The organism is Nocardia sp. Tas62D01, assembly GCF_055232035.1.
Map to the genome: position 1 here is coordinate 2404039 of NZ_JBUYUZ010000001.1, position 17189 is coordinate 2421227.

Genomic DNA, 17189 nt, shown 5'->3' on the forward strand with positions numbered 1-17189 from the left:
GCGGGCCGCAGGGACGGTCCGCCGTGACCGCGCTTGCCCGCGGCGAGAACCGCCCCGCGCCCGCCGACCGGATGACGGTCACCGTCACCTGCTCCGTTGGAGTCGATGTGTCGGCGCTGCTACTCGGCGCCGATGGCCGCGTCCGGTCCGACGCCGACTTCGTGTTCTTCAACCAGCCCGCCGGTCCCGGTGTCACCTACCGGCACGGCCGCGGCGCGGGCGACATGGTGGACGTGCAGACCACCGCGCTGCCCGCCGATGTCGACCGGGTCGTCGTCACCGCCAGTCTTGACGGCAGTGGCCCGGCTACCTTCTCAGGTGCTGGCTCGCTGCTCGCGACGATCGGATCCGATTCGGGGACACTGACTTTCCCGATGACGGGGCTGAGCACCGAAACGGCCGTGGTGTGCGTGGAAATCTACCGCCGCGGCGACAGCTGGAAGGTGCGCGCGGTCGGTCAGGGCTACGACAACGGCCTGGCGGGCATCGCGGTGGCGTTCGGCGTGAATATCGATGACGACGAGCCCGCCGCGCCGCCGAGCCCGCCCGCAGCCGCCGAGCCCCAGACACCGGGGTATCAACAGGCGCCGCCACCGTACCCGCCCGCCGCGTCCCAGGCATCCGGGTACCGACAGGCGCCGCCACCGCCGTACCCGCCTGCAGCACCTCAGGCACCCGGGTATCAACCCGCATCTCCCACGGCGCAACCGTCGAATCAGCCACCTGCCGGATATCCGTCGGCGCCCACGTACCCACCGGTACCGCCGCCCCGATCGATGTCAGCATCTCAACAAGGAGCACTGCCGATGCAGAGCGAACTGTTCAACCCGAGCCACGCGGAAGTCAACGGCGTCGGGATCCAGAAACAGGGCGGCAAGATGATCAAGGTCGCCGTCAACGGCGAGACCATGGCGCGCGCCGGATCGATGGTCGCCTACCAGGGCGACCTGCACTTCAAGGCGCTCGGCTCGGGCGGCATCGGCCGCGCGATCCAGCAGCGGCTCACCGGCGAGGGCGTGCCGCTGATGCGGGTCTCCGGCCGTGGCGATCTGTTCCTCGCCAACGCCGCCGCCGACGTGCACGTCGTCGACCTCGACGGCACCGACGGCCTCACCATCAACGGCGCCAACGTGCTGGCCTTCGACACCGCACTGTCCTACAACATCCAGCGAGTGCACGGCGCGGCCGGATTCGCCAGCAACGCCGGCTTCTTCAACTGCGTCTTCACCGGCCGCGGCCGCATCGCCATCACCACACACGGCAGCCCGGTGGTACTCAACGTCGACCAGCCGACCTACGCCGACCCACAGGCAGCGGTGGCCTGGTCGTCGAGCCTGAACACCAGTATCAAGCGCAACGACTCGTTCGGCCTCGGCAGGCTCATCGGCCGCAGCACCGGCGAAGGACTCACCCTGTCCTTCTCCGGCCACGGCTTCGTCATCGTCCAGCCCTCCGAGCTGCCCCCCGGCGGCTTCATCGGCGGCACCGGTGGCGGCCAAGAAGCGGGCCAGAGCGGCGGCGTGCTCGGCGGAATCTTCGGATAGCCAGGCGGACACAAAAGGCCCGGTCCGCGCGGACCGGGCCTTTCCGAGCGACAACCCCCTCGCAGGGCTAACCACCGTGGCCGGGCGGCCCGGACATCCCTGGTGTTCGACCGCTGATTGCACCGGCTCCGATCGTGGCGCCGTCGCCGGTAGGGGGGGTCGGACATCCACCGAGGCAGTCGCCCGCGCCGGCCGCAGAATATCCACCAATCCGATCAGGACGGCCAGTCCGAACAGCAGGACGGTCGGCGCGGCCCGTCACCACCTCAGTGCCAGCCGGAGCTCCGACGCTCGTGCCGACGGCCTGGCCCGGCAGGGCGACCTCGATCTCGACCACGCCGTTCACCGCATCTTCGATCGCCCGGTAGCCGCTGCAGCGGCACAGGTTGCGCTTCAGCACATCGCCCCGGGCCGACCCGAACGGTTGACGAGGACCATAGGGGCCCGACCAGACTCCGCGTTCTTTAGGAATCAACATGTCGGTAGGCACGTTTTCCATGGACGGACTGCATTGTCAAGGATGCGTCGACACGATGGAGAAGGCCATCTCCGCGATATCCGATGTCCATTCGGTGACCGTGGACCTCAACATCAAGGGCCCCTCAGATGGTCGACAGTGTCGGCATTATGCCTTGCACGCGCCATGGGCCGTTACCGTCGAGTTCCAGTCGCTGTGTGTGAAATTGGTCGACAGTGCTGCGATGGGCGACGCTGACCAGGATCGTGTTGGGTGCGTCGGTGCGGATCATGCGGTAAAGCGAATGTTCCAGACCTTCGTCGACTGCCGAGGTTGCTTCGTCGAGGAACACGAGTTGGGGTTCGAGAAGCAGGATGCGGGCGAACGCAATTCGCTGCTGTTCACCGGGCGACAGGATTTCTGCCCAGTCCGTTTCCTCGTCGAGCCGATCCACCAGGTGACCCAAGTACACCTTGTCCAGCAACTCGCGTATCCGGTCGTCCGGGATGCTGGACGGATCGGCCGGATAGCAGACCGCGGCACGCAGATCGCCCAGCGGCAGGTACGGAAGTTGCGACGCGAACAGGGTGCCGTTACCGGGTGGCCGCCGGATCAGTCCGTCCCCGCACGGCCACATCTCCGCAAGCGTGCGCAGCAGTGTCGTCTTCCCACTCCCAGACCGGCCCTTCACCACCAGCGCATCGCCCGGACCCAGCCGCAGGTTCAGATCATCGATCAGCACCTCGCCATCGGGCCGGCGCACGTCTATCCCGACCAGTTCGAACGCAGCATCGAGGTCGGCGGTATCGACCTTGGGTAGTCCACGCGACTCGTCGGAGGCTGCCATCAGTCCGTCGAGCCGGATGAGCGATGCCCGGTACGCGGCGAACTGGTCGTAGGACTCACGGAAGAACGACAGCGAGGCATGGATCTCGCCGAATGCGGTAGCCGACTGCTGAATACCGCCGAGAGTAATCGCACCCTGAAAGAACCTGGGCGCCTGCAGAATCCACGGGAACACCACCGCCGCCTGATCGACTCCCAGATTCCAGCCCTGGAATTTCAGCGAGCGGTACACCACGCCCCAGTAGGTCGACAACACTGCGGCGAACCGCCCCAGGATTCCACGACGCTCGGTTTCCTCACCCCGATAGAACGCGACGTTTTCGGAGTTGTCCCGCATCCGCACCAAGCTGTACCGGAAGTTCGCGGTGGCGCGCTGATACAGGAAGTTGAGCCGGATCAACGGCCGCCCGATCCAAAATGCGATCGCCGTCGCCCCTAGCACGTAGATCAAGATAAGGAACACCATCGCCCGGGGTACCTCGGTATGGACGATCGTGAGCGGACCCGATAGATCCCACAGGATCTGGGTGAACGACACCACCGAGACGACCGCGCTCACGCCACCCATCGAGAGCGCCCTGGACTGCTGCACGAAGGTGGTGATGTCCTCTTGCACGCGCTGGTCCGGGTTATCGATGGTGTTGTCGATGAACCGGCCCCGATAGTGGGCACGCTCGTCCAGCCAATCGGTGGTCACCCGCTCGGTCAGCCATCTCCGCCACCTGATGTCGAAGGCCTGCCCGATATAGAAGTCAATGAGCGAACGCACCACATGGATCGCCGCAAGGATCGCGAACACGATCATCGAGATCCAGAACTTGTGCTCAGCAGCGGCGAGAGTGCGCGCATCACCCGAAGTGAATGCCTCGGCCGCCGCTTGCAGAGCCGAGAACATGTCGTTGCTCTGATACGACAACAACACCGTCACGCGGACAGCAAGAACCGTGCTGAACAACACGGCGGCGACGAAAAGGATTGTGCGCCAGGCACCTTTACCGACGAAATAGGCTCCAACGAGCTCCCAGAACTGCCGCCCCCATTTCGTCGACAAGAACACCACGGCGGCGATCACGACGAAGACGACCACGGTGACCGAGTACGCGATGAGCAGCCATTTCAGGGTTTGCTGGAACTCATCGGCCCAATCCCTCGACGTTTCCATACGCTTCCTATCGAATCTTTATAGCGGGGTTGGCGGAGTCTGCTCCGCTGAGCGGGAGTCGGTCTCGAGCCATTACCCGCACGCATCCGGCAAGGACGGGAACAGCGACCAGACGAGCCGTCGCGGGAGGCGAACTCGGAATAGTTGACCGGATGGCGGGTCGGCTACCCAGGGGATGAATTGGTTCTGCAAGGCGTTCAGGATGTTGAACAGCCAGATCGCGCCGATCACGGCCACGGGTCCGCCGAAGACCCCAATGTCGAACGGCACCGAAACCCCGCCATCGATGCACCACTATTCGACGCGCGTCCGACAATGAAAACGTCCGACCACACACACCCGCACTGACGACGCCCGCCTACGGGGTCCAGCCAGTGGGGGCACACGTAACCGTGCCGACACTCCCCCACAAGGAGCAGAACACGACCGCGACACTCCTTACACCGGAGGCCCCCGCCTCGAAATTGCCGCGCGCAGCAGCACTTCCCGGCATCGGTGCACCACAGGCGGTGCAGGCACAGCCCCGTCGCCGATCACCGGTAGCGGTTCGAATCGGGTGAGCAGCGTCCGCACAACAGTCGATGCGGCCGTGTATACGCGTTCTGCCGCCACGATCAGCAGCGCACACAGCAGCGTTGCCACCCCGTGCGCCGCCAGCACCAGCCATCCCTCGCGCCCTACGCCCTCCACCTCTCGGTGCACATGCGTGGTGCCTGCAGCAGATAACGCAAGGTGACCGGAGATTTGCCCTAGCGCGAGCATCGAAAACAGTCGCACCCTGCCGCGACCGGTCGGCGACCCGATAGCAGTACCAACCACACCACTCACCAGCAGTAGCAATGCCAACGCGGCCGAGTGCGGCAGATCTCCCTCGAATCCGTGCGCGGCAATGGCGAGCACACCGCACGTCACCCCGGCCAGACCACCCCGGACCCGATCAGCCGACCGCATACACCACCACCCCGTCGACACTGCCGCGCCACGGAAACGACGATCCGCTGGCACAAGCGAACAGCATCAGTCGACAACCTTCACGTAACACGAGCCCAACAGGCGAGGATCGGCACCACTATAGCGGCCCGGACCACAGCGAGCCTCCGTAGCACAACCAGCTCACCTTCACCGGCGAAGAAACCGGCGCGGCCTAGCCCATGACTAGACATCCGCAGGTGCCGCCTACCGACCGCGCTCGTTCGGTCGGTCCGGAGCCGGAATCCGCTGATGGTCGGTGACGTCGAAAGTGGGTGTTGGCCGGGGTCGCGCCGGGCACTGTCCGACGCCACGGACCAAAGCGTGGTCGCTCGTCGCCACATCGCCCAGCAATCCGCGGAACACCGTGATCGCTGACAACGACAAAGGACACGATGACCACTGTGGAGTCCGGCATCGGCATCGGACCCCAGCGGCATCTATAGCTGGGAGATCATCGGCTGTTGCCCGAACGGTGAAGAACTCGTCGACTCCGGCGTTCGTGGCTCGAGGCTCGAGGCTCTTGCCTCGGAACCACCGGCCGGGAACGTATCAGCCCAATTCGGTGGCGAACTCGGCGAAGCTGCGCGGCGCACGGCCGAGCAGTTTCTCAACGGTGCCGGTGACGTGGTTGAACACGCCGGCTCGGGTTGCTCCCAGCACGGCATCCATGGCGGCTACGGTGGCGCGGGAAGCCCTTGGCCGAGAAATTCCCGCGAAGATTCCCCTTGCGGCGGGGACGAACCTCTTGCGGTGGTTCAGAATCTTGTAGACGTTGAGCGTCGACCGGGATCGCCACCGGCTCGGAGGTCGACGTGCTCGCTTGGCGGGCCGAAGTCCACCCAATCCGCAACGCAAACGCTCACGGCAATCTGTTCGAGGAGCCCGGCACACTCGAGCAGGTGGCGGATCCGGCCCGCGACTGGTTCCGCCGCCATCTCAGCGTTGTGCGGCGTTGAACACCACGGGTAGGTCGTCGGGCCGCGGTGCGACGCGGGTGCCGAAGCCGCGGCTGATGTGCTCGATCGTCTCGCACAGCCATCGGGATTCGCTACGCGCTGCCGACTCGAGGCGCATACGCCGTACCCGCAGCGGAATCATTCGCACCTCCACCGCACCGGGATCGATGGACACCAGATACAGCAGACGAAGATCGGTGCGGTACCGCTCATAACCGTGGATGCCCTCGTAGTCGTCGATGACGTCGCCGCACCCGTACAGAATCGGTTTGCCCCGGTAGATCTCGATCGGCCGCGGATGATGCGCGGAATGCCCATGCACCAGGTCGACTCCGGCATCGATCAACCGATGCGCGAACTGCTTTTCGCTCAGTGCCACCCCGTAGCCCCAGTTGGGTCCCCAATGTACGGAGACGATCGCGATATCGCGATCGCGCTTGTGCGCCAACACTTCTGCCGCCACTTCGTCGGCGGCCCGAACGCTCGGCGAATCGCCGACCCGCCACAGCCCCGGCCGATCGCGACGCGCCGCCCAATATTCCGGAACGCCACTCGATCCGGCGGCGACCGAGACGATCACCACCCGGCGTCCGTCCTCGAGATCCGATATCGCCGGAGCCTGGGCGTCGTCGAGATCCGCGCCCGCTCCGGCGCGATGGATGCCCGCGGTATCGAGCGCTTTGCGGGTGTCCGCCAACCCGTCGAGACCGAAATCGAGAATGTGATTGTTGGCCAGCGCGCAGACGACGGGTGCGATCACGGTCAACACCGGCAGGTTGTCCGGGTTCATCCGGTAGTGGATGCCCTTGGCGGGGGCGAACACACCGTCGGCGGTGATCGCGGTTTCCAGGTTGATCATCCGCACCTCGGGGTCGACCTGCGCGAGGATCGGCAGGACATCACCCCACGGCCGTCGGAAATCCACGGGACGGGCAAATGCGCCGTGCACGCGTTCGGCCAACTCCACATACGTCCGCGCATCGTCGACATACCGTTCGCGCAGCGTCGGATCGCCGGGATGCGGCAGGATCTGATCCACACCGCGGCCCAGCATGACGTCACCGCCCAGCAGGACCGTCGCCATACCACCATTGTCGATCCGCTGGACAGAGAGTTCACCTGTGGAAATGCACTTTGTCCCCGGTCGCCGCGGCGCACGCCGAGATCGCTCAGCACAGCGGCGGTTCGTGCGATGAGACCGGCGACGTCGCCGTAGGTGGCTGGTTCTGGCATGCCCGCCAGCGAAGCGAAGGCGGCGCCGATCGATATCACCCGTGTCTCGTTGACCATCGTCGCCGGGTAGGCGGTGTCGTTGCGCTGGTGATCGCCTACCGCCGCCAGCGTGACATCGAGCAGAGCCGGTTCGTGGACGCTTCGATGCCGCGGCCGCACATCTCGGCGCGACCGACGTCGCGGTCCGGACGACCCCGGCCACGGCAGCAGCGGCCGCACCAAACTCGTGACCACCATGGACATCGAACGCCTGGCATCCGCAGCCTGACCGCAGCACTTCGGCCCCGGTGCAGGGCCGGGGACCGAAGTGGCTGTGGGGCCGATGCCTCGACGGGAGATCGAGGCATCGCCGAGGTTACCCCTGCTCACCTGGGTCGACGGGCACCCCGGCCCCGGGTGTCGGGGTCAGAGGCGACGGAGCCGAGTGGCAGTCTGTTCGTTTAGGCCGGGGCCTGAGTCACGAGCCGACACTGGTCGAAACACCGCAGGCTTGGTCTCTGTGAAGGGGCCAGGCCTGCGGTGGCATGAGCCTCGCGCCGAGGACGACGACCCGCGCACCTATCCTTCGGTGGCAAGGTAGCGGTAGAGCGTGGACTGGGAAACGCCGAATGCGGCGGCGACCTGCTCGATGGGCTGGTCGGCGGCGAGGGCGGCGCGTGCGGCGGCGAGTTGGCCGTCGGTGAGCTTGCGCGGTCGGTCGGGTTGTTTGCCTTTCGCGGCGGCGACTTCGCGGGCGTGGGCGGCTCGTTCGCGCAAGAACACCCGCTCCATGTGCGCGAATAGCGCCAGCAGCGCGACGGCGATTTCGGCCATGGGTGAGTCGTCGGCGGTGTCGATCGGGATCGGATCACGCAACGTCTTGATCCCGATGCCTTGCTCCCGCAACTCGTGCACGACGTTGAGGCACTCTCGACGCCTCGTTACCTCTGTCCTACCAGGCGCCTCAGGACATGGCCGCATTCACCGCCGGCCCGTCGCCACTGGCCGAGATCACGGTGGAGGACAACGTTGCCCATGTCATCGACGTGGTGCAGAGTGTGCGCCGGCACGGCCCGGTCGTCCTGGTCGGCCACAGCCTCGGTGGCATCACGATCGGCCTGGTCGGCAACGCCATACCCGAGGCCATCCACCGCATCGTCTACCTCTCCGCGTTCTGCCCCTCCACCCCGGACGCCCCCAGCGCCATGGCTCTGAGCCAGACCCCCGAAGCCACACAGGACGTTCCACCCCCGGGTGTTCGTCCCCCATGGCGACGGAAATCGGCGCCATGAGATCTGCAACCGCGAACGGATGTCGATGGGACGGCGGCGTAACGGCAGAGCAGGAAAATCGGCACCGAAAGTAGCGCTTAGGAGTTACCGCACATAGCAGCGCACTATGCGCGGTAACTCGAATGGTCGACCCGGCACTTTGGCCTGGCCAGGACTGGTCGACTCTGGAAACTATGCGCGGTACCGGCCACGCCGGGGGCGGCCCGACAGCATCAATTCTTGATGAAATCAAGAGTTGATGGTATCAATCGTAAGGTGGACGATTCTACGCACGAGGACAAGTTCTTCCATGAACTCGGCACGACCTCAACGGAGTTACGTCAGGCCTTCGCGAGCCAGGTCGGGATCAATGCGCAGCGGCTACAACTTCTGATGCGGCTTCGGTGGCAAGGCGAGACAAACCACAGCGACCTGCGGCAGGCGTTGGGAATCGATGCCGCGAGCATCACCCGACTGGTCAAGGAATTCGAGGCCGACGGACTCGTCGCCCGGCGCGTTGATCCCGACAACAACCGGTACACCCTGGTGGCGCTGACCCCGACCGGCGAACGGCTCGCCGGCGAGCTGGAGCGCGCCCACCGGGCCTACCAGCACCGATTGCTAGACGGCATCAGCGCCGAGCACCAGCAGACCGTCATGGACCTGCTACAGCGTGTCCGCACGAACGTCACCACCGCGAAGGAACAGCCATGACAGTCGACCCGCGGGCCACCGCCCAACGCATGTACGAGGCATTCAACGCCCGCAACTACACCGCGACCCAGGAAATCTTCACCCAGGACTTCTACAGCCACCCGCTCGATGCCACCGGGCCGAGCAGCGTCACCCGGTCATGGAAACGATTCCACCAAACCTTCCCCGACGCCCGCGTCGTCGTCGAGAACATGATCGTCGAAGGCAATCGCGTTGCCGTACGCACCAGCGTGCACGGCATCCCAGGCCAGCACCCACCGACCATGCTGGAGATGTTCACAATCCGCGATGGTCGCATCGCCGAACTCTGGGGTCTGTCGTCCCTGCGCCGCGACAGCTGATTCGAGAACGCCTGCATCCTAATGGGAGCTACCGGGTCGGTCGGTAGGGCAGACTCGGTGCCGGTAGCCCCGGCAGGTGAGCACTTACGCACCCTGAGCTTCGAGTTCTTGTGTCAGACCGTGCCCTTGCCGGTGGCCGGGAGCGAAACAACTTATGGGATGTCGTGCCCACCAACACCTTTGGTGTGAGCACTGGTCCATTAGGGCGCTGGGTCTCCCGTCGGCTGCTGATGACCGAACCGGCAGATTCAGGAGCACACGATGCTGTTCGTCGGAGACGACTGGGCCGAAGATCACCATGACGTGGAGGTGCAGGACGAACAAGGCAAGACCCTGAAGGCAGCCAGGCTACCCGAGGGCGTCGAGGGCATGACCCGGCTGCATGAGCTGATCGCCCGGTTCCTGCCACAGGATTCCGATCCCGGGCAGGTGCTGGTGTGCATCGAGACCGACCGCGGCACGTGGGTGCGGGCGCTGGTCGCGGCCGGCTACCAGGTGTACGGGGTCAACCCGAAAACCGCTGCCCGTCATCGGGAACTGCTGTCGCTGTCGGGCGCCAAGGACGACAAGGCCGACGCGAAGACCCTGGCCGACATGCTGCGCACCCGCCGCCACCAGCTGCGTCAGGTCGCCGCCGATTCCGACGAGGCCGCGGCGGTCAAGGTCGCCGCCCGCGCGCATCAGACGTTGATCTGGGAACGCACCCGGCACATGCTGCGGCTGCGCACGGCGCTGCGCGAGTACTTCCCGGCGGCACTCGAGGCCTACAAGCCGCTCGGGCTCGCCGGTGCCGACACCCTCGAACTGCTGGGCAAGGCCGCCGATCCCGCCACTGCGGCACGGTTGACGATCGGCCAGATCACTACCGCGCTCAAGCGGGCACGACGCCGCGATATCCCCGCCAAGGCCGCCGCGATCCAGGCGGCGCTGCGCGGTGAGCACCTGGGCCAGGCCGAGATCGTGGCCGGCGCCTACGCGGCATCGGTCCGCGCGACGGTCGCGGTCCTGCGCACCCTCAACGAGCAGGTCAAGATCCTCGAGGGCGAGGTGGGGTCGTGTTTTGGCCGGCACCCGGACGCTGAGGTCTACCTCAGCCAACCCGGCATGGGCGTGATCACCGGCGCCCGGGTGCTTGCCGAGTTCGGCGACGCCGATGGCCGTTACGCCGACGCCAAATCCCGCAAGAACTACGCCGGCACCGCCCCGATCACCCGCCAGTCCGGCAAGACCAAAACCGTCCACGCCCGGTTCGTCCACAACGATCGGCTCGTCGACGCCCTGCACATGCAGGCCGGTGCGGCGATCCTGCACGACCCCGGAGCGCGCGCCTACTACGACGAGCTACGAGCCCGCGACATGAACTACAACGCCGCTCTCCGCCAGCTCGGCAACCGGCTCGTCGGCATCCTGCACGGCTGCCTGAAAACCAAGACTCCCTACAGCCAGCAAGCGGCCTGGTCACACCGCCACCAGCACCTCGCAGCTTGAATTTCCTTGACACCCAAGCTCCTGGGATGTCTGACACGAGGAAGCGCACCCGGCCGGATCTACTTTGCGGCTCGGGCCAGGGACCTACCCTCGGTTCTTTTCAACGGCCACAACCGGATCGGCGGTGTCGCGAGACCTTGGTTTCGAGACCTGCCGGTCACCACGCCGTGTCAGCAACGGAAGAAAGGCAGCCTCCGCGCCGTTTCTCGTCTGTCGAGCCTTAATTGACGGTGTCCAGGGTTGGGAATCCGAGAGCGATCCGGCCGCCGTCCTCACGGTGTCCACTGTTCGGAAGAACCTCACTCGGCGCTGTTCTGCTCATATGACGCGTAAGTCACTTCACGTCAGCTAGTTAGCGATGCTAGCGAACCTAGCTGTGCGGCGTGTCTTCCCTGGTAGGGGTAGCTTCCGCAGATAGGTTTTCCTCATGCCGTGGGCGAACGAGAAGAAGAAGGCGCGTCGTAGGGCTCGCCAATCCGAGCGGGACATGCAGTGGATCACCCCCGAGACGGCGCGCGAACTCATCGCGTCGATCCAAAAGAACATCTGGCACCAGAAGCGGCCGCCGCTCTCCGTTGCGGAAGCTCTACGCACCGATCTCGGCTACGAGCTGCCTGAACCCGATCTCCGAGCATTCGTCGCCCTGGGCGGCATGCTCGCTGCGCGCGATTGGGACTTCTTAGGTGAGTGCTCCGGCCCGGATGTGCTCACCTGGCTGTACGTGCCCTCCGACGCTGGGCCCGAGTTTCAGGACCGCGGGCTCGAGCCCATCACAGCGATCGCGGCCACCCTCGACCGTTCGATGCCCACCGACACAGTCGCGGACTGCGAGGTCGAACTGTTCCTTGTCGGCACCCCTGCTGGGGAATGTCGCTTAACCGGTCTAGCCGGGCTCAAGGCTCAACTCGGTGTCATCGAGGCGCATCGTCCCGGCGACCCCATTCTGGTGTCCTTCCCGGTCGGCCGCGCACGCGTGCCCAGCGCCTGACGTCGGCGCACGCGGACTCGTGGGTCTCAGCCATCACCTGATGTGGCTAACGGGGGTTGAGGAGCAGTCGCGAGAAGCGTCACGCTAAGGGGACGCTCTGAACGGTGTTGTGTGGCTGGCGATTTCATGTCGGCGTGACTACGAGGGCGTGCCCGGCTACGGCCGGGTCGGGGCGTTGAGGCGGGTCGAGCGGGAGCGCTTCCTCCTTAGCGTGACTTTTCTCGCGACTGTCCCGACCCCCGAGTAGGCTTCTGCCTCACAGGTTTTCGGGCTGGAGTGTGGGACCGGTCCAACGCCACGGCAAGGGTCGGGGCTTGTGGCGTCAGAACCGATCGGGCGAAGGGAGTCGATGTCCTCTCCTGGCCCCGCCGCCGCCCGCGGCGAAGCGCACCCGCGGGACGGTCGGATCCCAGGTGGCGTACAGGTGCGCAATCAGCAGCGGTGTCTTCATCTGCGGATACCAGGTGCCGGCCAACGCCTTGTCGGTGGTGAGCAGCAATAGCGAATCGAACGCGCCCGATTGTGCATATCGGGTGAGCTGTTGCCGCACAACGGATTTCTGGCCAGCGGTCTTCACCTCGACGCCCAGCCGATATGGCTCGCCCTCCCAATGGGCGAAGAAGTCGATTCGGCAGCGCGCCGCCAGATTCACCTCACTGCCCAGCAGATATCCAGCCCGGTACCAGCGCTCACCGAACGCCCAACGCAGATCGGTTTCATCGATGTAGCGATACGGCTGCTGCCCCGCCAGCAGGGGACGCAGCAACGGCACGATGCAAGCCCGCTCCTCGGCAGTCGGCTCGGCCTGGTCGCCACCGCGGCGTCGCGCGGCCGCCGCGGCTTGGTGCCAGACTTCCTACTCGGCTTCGGCTTCGAGGTTGCGGGCGGCTTCGGCGGCACGCTCCTTGGTGGCCTCGGCCGGGTGTGCCCGTTCCCATTCGGCCTGTGCGCGGGCGGCCTCGGCCAGCAGCCCGGGATCGGCACGCCTTGGCGATCCACTCCGAGCGGATGGCTCGCGCCGCCGCGCCGGCCTGTCGGCGCGCTGAATCGGCAGTCGGAATCTGCCTCGTTTCGATGCCCGAATCTGTCGGCGAGTAGGGCGATACTGGCCCCATGACCCCTGAGCTGCTGCCCTCGCGCGAGGCCCACTGCCCCTACGGTTTCGCGGTGATCGACGCCCTCGAACGCGCTGGCCTCACGGTCATGTACTACGACTATGGCCCGGGTGAGGACCGGGACATGGGCTTCACCCTGGGCGAGGCCGCACGCGGCGACGAGTTCGTGGTGGGGTGGCGCGAGAGCGAGGGATGGAGCTGGTCCACTTTCGACCCGACGCGCCCGCCGACAGAGACCGAGCCCACCGACCGCGCCCTGTTCGATCTGCCCAACGTCGCTACCCCCGACGCAGTCGCCGCCGCGGTACGCCATCAACTCGGTCTGCCACCGCTCGAGGTCGAGCCTGTCTGGTCGGCGCCGGGCGGCTATAACCCCTACACACCGTCGCCGTGTGACAGCGAGGATGCCGACGAAGCCGCATTTGAATCGATCCTCGGCGTCTACGTGACTCATCCCGCATGGCAGGCCGAGATCTCAACGTAGCACGACGTATTCACTCTGGCCGGGACACCGAACAGCCCCGGGGCTGTTCAGTTTCTCGGCGGAAGTTGGTCATCGGTCGATGGCCTCGATTCGGGTGGTGGCGTCGGCGAAGTACCGCACGCACCCGTCGTCGACCGCGGCCAGACCGTGGTGGAAGCCCGACGCGGCGAAGGTCGCCAACGGCTGGTCGATGCCGCGGGCGGACTCAGGTAGTGGCCGCATTCGATGTTCCATTCGTCGTCGAGGGTGGCCGGGTGCGCGATCAGCGGGCCGCCCTGGTCGTATGCGCGAGGCGCCATACCTCGAATGGTCACCCCAGGCACCGACAAGTCGCGGTTTCCCGGGTCGGCCGGTGGGCGGGTTATCCCCGCCGCACCACGAACACCACCGACTCCCCTCACCCAATGGCACACCTCCTGTATGCCATTCCTTCCCCTCCCGCTGCCGCCGCTTCCACGCCCTCACCTATGTCCGTTCCGCGTGAACGTGACGAACCGCCACGCTGCCGAGCTGCGGTTCGCCAGGTAGTCCGAACACGCCGAGCACAGGCCATCCAGGGATAGGTGGCGAAATCTGGGTTGTCAACGGACTGGTGGCGTGACCTCCTGACACGCCGAAAGGTGTTGTGGTGCAGTGCCCGGTTCACCGAGAAACGAATTCAGGATTCATCGGTATAGCCCACATGCATCATCTTTCGATACCGATGCGGGGGCCTATACCTACTCGGCCATGCTAGTTGTCGTGCAGGAACGAAGGTCCGGGTGCCGACGGCGTCACCCGGACACCCCGCCCCCGACAACGGCGTCGGCAGGGTCGACATCGAAGTCGGCCCTGGGCGGGAACTTCCGCTCGGGCAACTTTGCGCAACCTCCGGCTTTTCGGCTGCGCCGTACCCTACCTGGAACGATGGGCCACCCAGTACAGTCACCTCCGGGAAGTCACCGGGGCCGACATCAGCGCCGCGGACGTGCAGCCTCGATTGCAGAGTGTCGGCTCGGCGAGTTACCGCTCGCCGGCGGGAACCAGGCTCAGTGTGGGCACTCGCACGGGGTGGTGGCTGGGCCAGGACTCGTCGAGTGCCGAGATCGCCGCGTATTCGCCGTCGAGTTCGATGACCCGGAACACCCACTGGCCACCGGCGTGCAGCCTGACCAGATCACCGACAGCCACCATAGACAAGCAGGCTATCGCGCCGCGACACACGATCGCGGCGACACGCGCGGCTGTGGGAGTTGGTCGGCCGGCGGGGATAGCTCCGAGACCGTGATAGCCGGACCCGCATCGTAGAGTCGGCCCCGGCTTCCCGAGGCCGGGGCTCACTACTTTGTCTTGTCGAACCGACCGCGCTGGGGCCCCATCCGACACCTCTGCCCCCAGGGACCCATTGTGCGTGGCGGGGTGAGTACGGATGAACCGTGTGATGGCGTGGTCACAGGTCGGCGGTCGGGCCGGGACCGAGGCCGTCGGCGATACGGAACTTCTCGGCGAAGACGATCAGCAGTTGCAGGGCCGGCGGCGGCAGTCCAGCCGCGGCGCACGCCAGCCGCCGCAGCCCCGGATCGTCGAGCGCGGCCACGACCGCGGCATCCGTGGGGACCGGGCCCGGGTCACCGTGGTCGAAGTAGCCGGGATCGACATCGAAGACCCGTGTCAGCGCGCCGATCAACGCCACCGACGGGTGGGCGCGGCGGCCGTGACGCAACTGCGAAATGTACTGTCCCGTCACCGGATACCCGGCCGCGGCCAGCCGCACCGCTAGGCCGTGGTTGCCCAGCCGGGTGCGGTGAACCTGTTCCCACCGCCGGACCAGCCGGTTCACCCGGTCCGCGAACTCCGTCACCCGCCCACCCCCTCTCTCCGTGGTGCCCGCCGGTCACCGGGTGAAGGGTGTCCACCCACTCGAGCGGCATCCGGTACGTGCCAAGACCCGCCGGGCGGGCGGTAGGTGTGAGGCCTGCGAGCACCCGGCGGGTCTTGTCTTCACTGAGCAGCCGTCTGGGGGTGAACGAACAGCACGACCATCGCACGCTATCGCGGTTCCTGCCCACCACGCGGTAGCCGTACGGTAGCTTCGTGGTGTGTCGGGTGGTGGCCACGGCGGGGTGGCGCGGCTGCATGCACACGGGAAGGCCCGTCCGGCCGGGACCGGCGAACGTGAAGTCGGGCGGGCCCGGGTCTACGCCGAACGGCGATGCGGGTCGTCCGGAGTACCGGGGACGGTCCAGGTATCGACCCGACAGGGCCCCTCATATCTGTCCCATCTAGGTGACGTGATCGGAACACGACGATGAGGCACAGGGGTAACGGGCCGGGTTCGGTGTGCCTCGCCGTCATTTCTAGATAGTTGCGGAATAGTTGCCAACCGCTGTTGTTCCGGTAAGAATGAGTCCGGTCCAACGAGTCTGTCCACTCAACCAACTTTTGGAGGGAAGCTCACATGGCACAAGAAACGACGGCCGAGGCGAAGCGTGGCGACGCCCAGGACATCCAGAACATTCGGGACATCGAGACGCTGCGGCTCGGTGTCGATGAGGCGCGGCAGGAAGCCCAAAGCGCTCGTCAGTACGCCCATCAGGCGCAGAACCTTGCCCGGCAGGTGCAACAGCAGGCGCGTCAGGTTCACCACCAGTCGCAGGTGGCGCAGAACGACGCCAGCCAGGCCAACCAGCAGGCCCAGCAGGCCCGCCAACAAGCCATCCAGGCGCAGAACCAGGCCCAGCAAGCCCAGAGCGAGGCCGACCGGGCACAAAACCAGGCCCAGCAGGCACAAAGCGAGGCCAACCAGTCCAACCAACGGGCTCAATCGGCGCAGGACCAGGCCGACCAGGCCAGCCAGCTGGCCCAGCAGTCCGAGGATCAGGCCACCCGTAGCCAGGACCGGTCCGGGCAGTGGGAAATGCAGTTGCATCAGCTTCGCCAGCAGGCACTCGAGAAGCAGTCACGCTAGCCGCCGATGTTCCGTCACTGAACGACGTATCGACGAAAGGGGCTACCGCCCGCATGTGGGTGGTGTCCCCTTTCATCGACCGGTGAAAGGTCGTCGCAGATGAGCGAACCGCATGGGCCGCAAGCCGATGTCGAGGTGATCGTGCCGGAGGCGTTGAGCGTCGGCGTCTACGCCAACGGGTTCACCTGCTGGTACAACCGGACCGACTTCACTCTGGACTTCCTCGTGTACCTGCCGACCGACCCGGGTGTCGACGACGCCGGTCGGCCGATAGTGCGGCAACCGGCTCAAGTGGTGTCGCGGGTGAAGTTCCCGCCGGCGCTGATCTTCCAGCTGATGCAGATCTTGAACGACAGCATGAGCAACTACGAGCACCAGTTCGGCGCGATCGTCCACCTCGGAGAATAACCCAGATTAGATGCTCCTATCCAGCCCCATCACGATCCTGGCAAGACCGCGTAGGTAAGTAAGTAGGTAGGTCCCTCGCTCTGTTCCGGTTCGCGGCTCGGCCAAACCGCTAGGCATGGATAGCCGCCGTTTTCGCACGACGCGAGTGTGGTCTTCTTCAGTGGAACGAGGGCGACCATGCGACGGCAGGCAGTCCCCAAGATCGACCCACGAGCGCGGCCGCATTCGGGGACGAGTTGAGGCAAGCCCAACACCGCCACGGCCTGACCGTCGACGACATGGCG

The 17189-nt window shown here is 65.9% G+C and carries 17 protein-coding genes and 1 pseudogene; 10 read left to right on the top strand and 8 right to left on the bottom strand.

The features are described from left to right. Nucleotides 1–71 precede the first annotated feature (71 nt). Both ACV7NQ_RS11835 and ACV7NQ_RS11840 read left to right on the top strand, forming a co-directional pair. A complete protein-coding gene (locus tag ACV7NQ_RS11835) occupies nt 72–1544 on the top strand; it encodes an AIM24 family protein (protein ID WP_463365631.1) in 1473 nt (490 codons plus the stop codon). 497 nt (nt 1545–2041) lie between these two features. After that, nucleotides 2042–2122 (top strand): annotated as a pseudogene (locus ACV7NQ_RS11840) (heavy-metal-associated domain-containing protein); the annotation flags it as partial. A 24-nt stretch (nt 2123–2146) separates the two neighbouring features. Here the strand turns inward: ACV7NQ_RS11840 and ACV7NQ_RS11845 are convergent. From ACV7NQ_RS11845 to ACV7NQ_RS11860, 4 genes are all read right to left on the bottom strand, one after another. Next, a complete protein-coding gene (locus ACV7NQ_RS11845) occupies nt 2147–4009 on the bottom strand; it encodes an ABC transporter ATP-binding protein/permease (RefSeq protein WP_463359678.1) in 1863 nt (620 codons plus the stop codon). A 438-nt stretch (nt 4010–4447) separates the two neighbouring features. Then, nucleotides 4448–4960 (bottom strand): hypothetical protein, encoded by a 513-nt coding sequence (locus ACV7NQ_RS11850; RefSeq protein ID WP_463359679.1) that lies wholly within the window; start codon nt 4958–4960, stop codon nt 4448–4450. Between the two features lie 957 nt (nt 4961–5917). Continuing rightward, a complete protein-coding gene (locus tag ACV7NQ_RS11855) occupies nt 5918–7021 on the bottom strand; it encodes a CapA family protein (RefSeq protein ID WP_463359680.1) in 1104 nt (367 codons plus the stop codon). 707 nt (nt 7022–7728) lie between these two features. Then, on the bottom strand, nt 7729–8130 hold the full coding sequence (locus tag ACV7NQ_RS11860; protein WP_463359681.1) for a helix-turn-helix domain-containing protein: 402 nt from the start codon (nt 8128–8130) through the stop codon (nt 7729–7731). Here ACV7NQ_RS11860 and ACV7NQ_RS11865 point away from each other — a divergent pair. The 5 genes from ACV7NQ_RS11865 (at nt 8121) to ACV7NQ_RS11885 (ending at nt 11951) form a co-directional block, all read left to right on the top strand. After that, the gene (locus ACV7NQ_RS11865) at nt 8121–8441 is read left to right on the top strand and encodes an alpha/beta hydrolase (RefSeq protein WP_463359682.1); all 321 of its coding nucleotides are present in this window, start codon (nt 8121–8123) and stop codon (nt 8439–8441) included. The two genes, ACV7NQ_RS11860 and ACV7NQ_RS11865, sit on opposite strands and share 10 nt — an antisense overlap. 255 nt (nt 8442–8696) lie before the next feature. Continuing rightward, the gene (locus ACV7NQ_RS11870; protein WP_463359683.1) at nt 8697–9134 is read left to right on the top strand and encodes a MarR family winged helix-turn-helix transcriptional regulator; all 438 of its coding nucleotides are present in this window, start codon (nt 8697–8699) and stop codon (nt 9132–9134) included. After that, nucleotides 9131–9475, top strand: a complete 345-nt coding sequence (locus tag ACV7NQ_RS11875; RefSeq protein WP_463359684.1) for an ester cyclase — start codon at nt 9131–9133, stop codon at nt 9473–9475. The genes ACV7NQ_RS11870 and ACV7NQ_RS11875 overlap by 4 nt, the downstream gene beginning before the upstream one ends. A gap of 261 nt (nt 9476–9736) precedes the next feature. Next, nucleotides 9737–10963, top strand: coding sequence for an IS110 family RNA-guided transposase (locus tag ACV7NQ_RS11880; protein WP_463359367.1), 1227 nt, complete (start codon nt 9737–9739; stop codon nt 10961–10963). Between the two features lie 427 nt (nt 10964–11390). Then, nucleotides 11391–11951: a hypothetical protein gene (locus tag ACV7NQ_RS11885; protein ID WP_463359685.1), complete on the top strand. Its 561-nt coding sequence runs from the start codon at nt 11391–11393 to the stop codon at nt 11949–11951. A 322-nt stretch (nt 11952–12273) separates the two neighbouring features. On the opposite strand, the gene ACV7NQ_RS11890 is transcribed toward ACV7NQ_RS11885, so the two are convergent. Then, nucleotides 12274–12723, bottom strand: coding sequence for a hypothetical protein (locus tag ACV7NQ_RS11890; RefSeq protein WP_463359686.1), 450 nt, complete (start codon nt 12721–12723; stop codon nt 12274–12276). A gap of 341 nt (nt 12724–13064) precedes the next feature. Between ACV7NQ_RS11890 and ACV7NQ_RS11895 the strand changes: the two genes are divergently transcribed. Beyond that, nucleotides 13065–13550: a hypothetical protein gene (locus tag ACV7NQ_RS11895; protein WP_463359687.1), complete on the top strand. Its 486-nt coding sequence runs from the start codon at nt 13065–13067 to the stop codon at nt 13548–13550. A 69-nt stretch (nt 13551–13619) separates the two neighbouring features. Here ACV7NQ_RS11895 and ACV7NQ_RS11900 read toward each other — a convergent pair whose 3' ends face one another. The 3 genes from ACV7NQ_RS11900 to ACV7NQ_RS11910 form a co-directional block, all read right to left on the bottom strand. After that, complete coding sequence (locus tag ACV7NQ_RS11900; RefSeq protein ID WP_463359688.1) at nt 13620–13772, bottom strand: hypothetical protein; 153 nt, start codon at nt 13770–13772, stop codon at nt 13620–13622. 780 nt (nt 13773–14552) lie between these two features. After that, on the bottom strand, nt 14553–14723 hold the full coding sequence (locus ACV7NQ_RS11905; RefSeq protein ID WP_463359689.1) for a hypothetical protein: 171 nt from the start codon (nt 14721–14723) through the stop codon (nt 14553–14555). A 256-nt stretch (nt 14724–14979) separates the two neighbouring features. Further along, on the bottom strand, nt 14980–15390 hold the full coding sequence (locus ACV7NQ_RS11910) for a hypothetical protein (RefSeq protein ID WP_463359690.1): 411 nt from the start codon (nt 15388–15390) through the stop codon (nt 14980–14982). A 597-nt stretch (nt 15391–15987) separates the two neighbouring features. Between ACV7NQ_RS11910 and ACV7NQ_RS11915 the strand changes: the two genes are divergently transcribed. Together ACV7NQ_RS11915 and ACV7NQ_RS11920 are read left to right on the top strand one after the other, a co-directional pair. Continuing rightward, nucleotides 15988–16497 carry a hypothetical protein gene (locus tag ACV7NQ_RS11915; RefSeq protein ID WP_463358445.1) on the top strand — a complete coding sequence of 170 codons (510 nt, stop codon included), beginning with the start codon at nt 15988–15990 and terminating at the stop codon, nt 16495–16497. Nucleotides 16498–16596: 99 nt separating this feature from the next. Further along, nucleotides 16597–16905: a DUF3467 domain-containing protein gene (locus ACV7NQ_RS11920; protein ID WP_463359691.1), complete on the top strand. Its 309-nt coding sequence runs from the start codon at nt 16597–16599 to the stop codon at nt 16903–16905. Nucleotides 16906–17189: the final 284 nt, after the last annotated feature.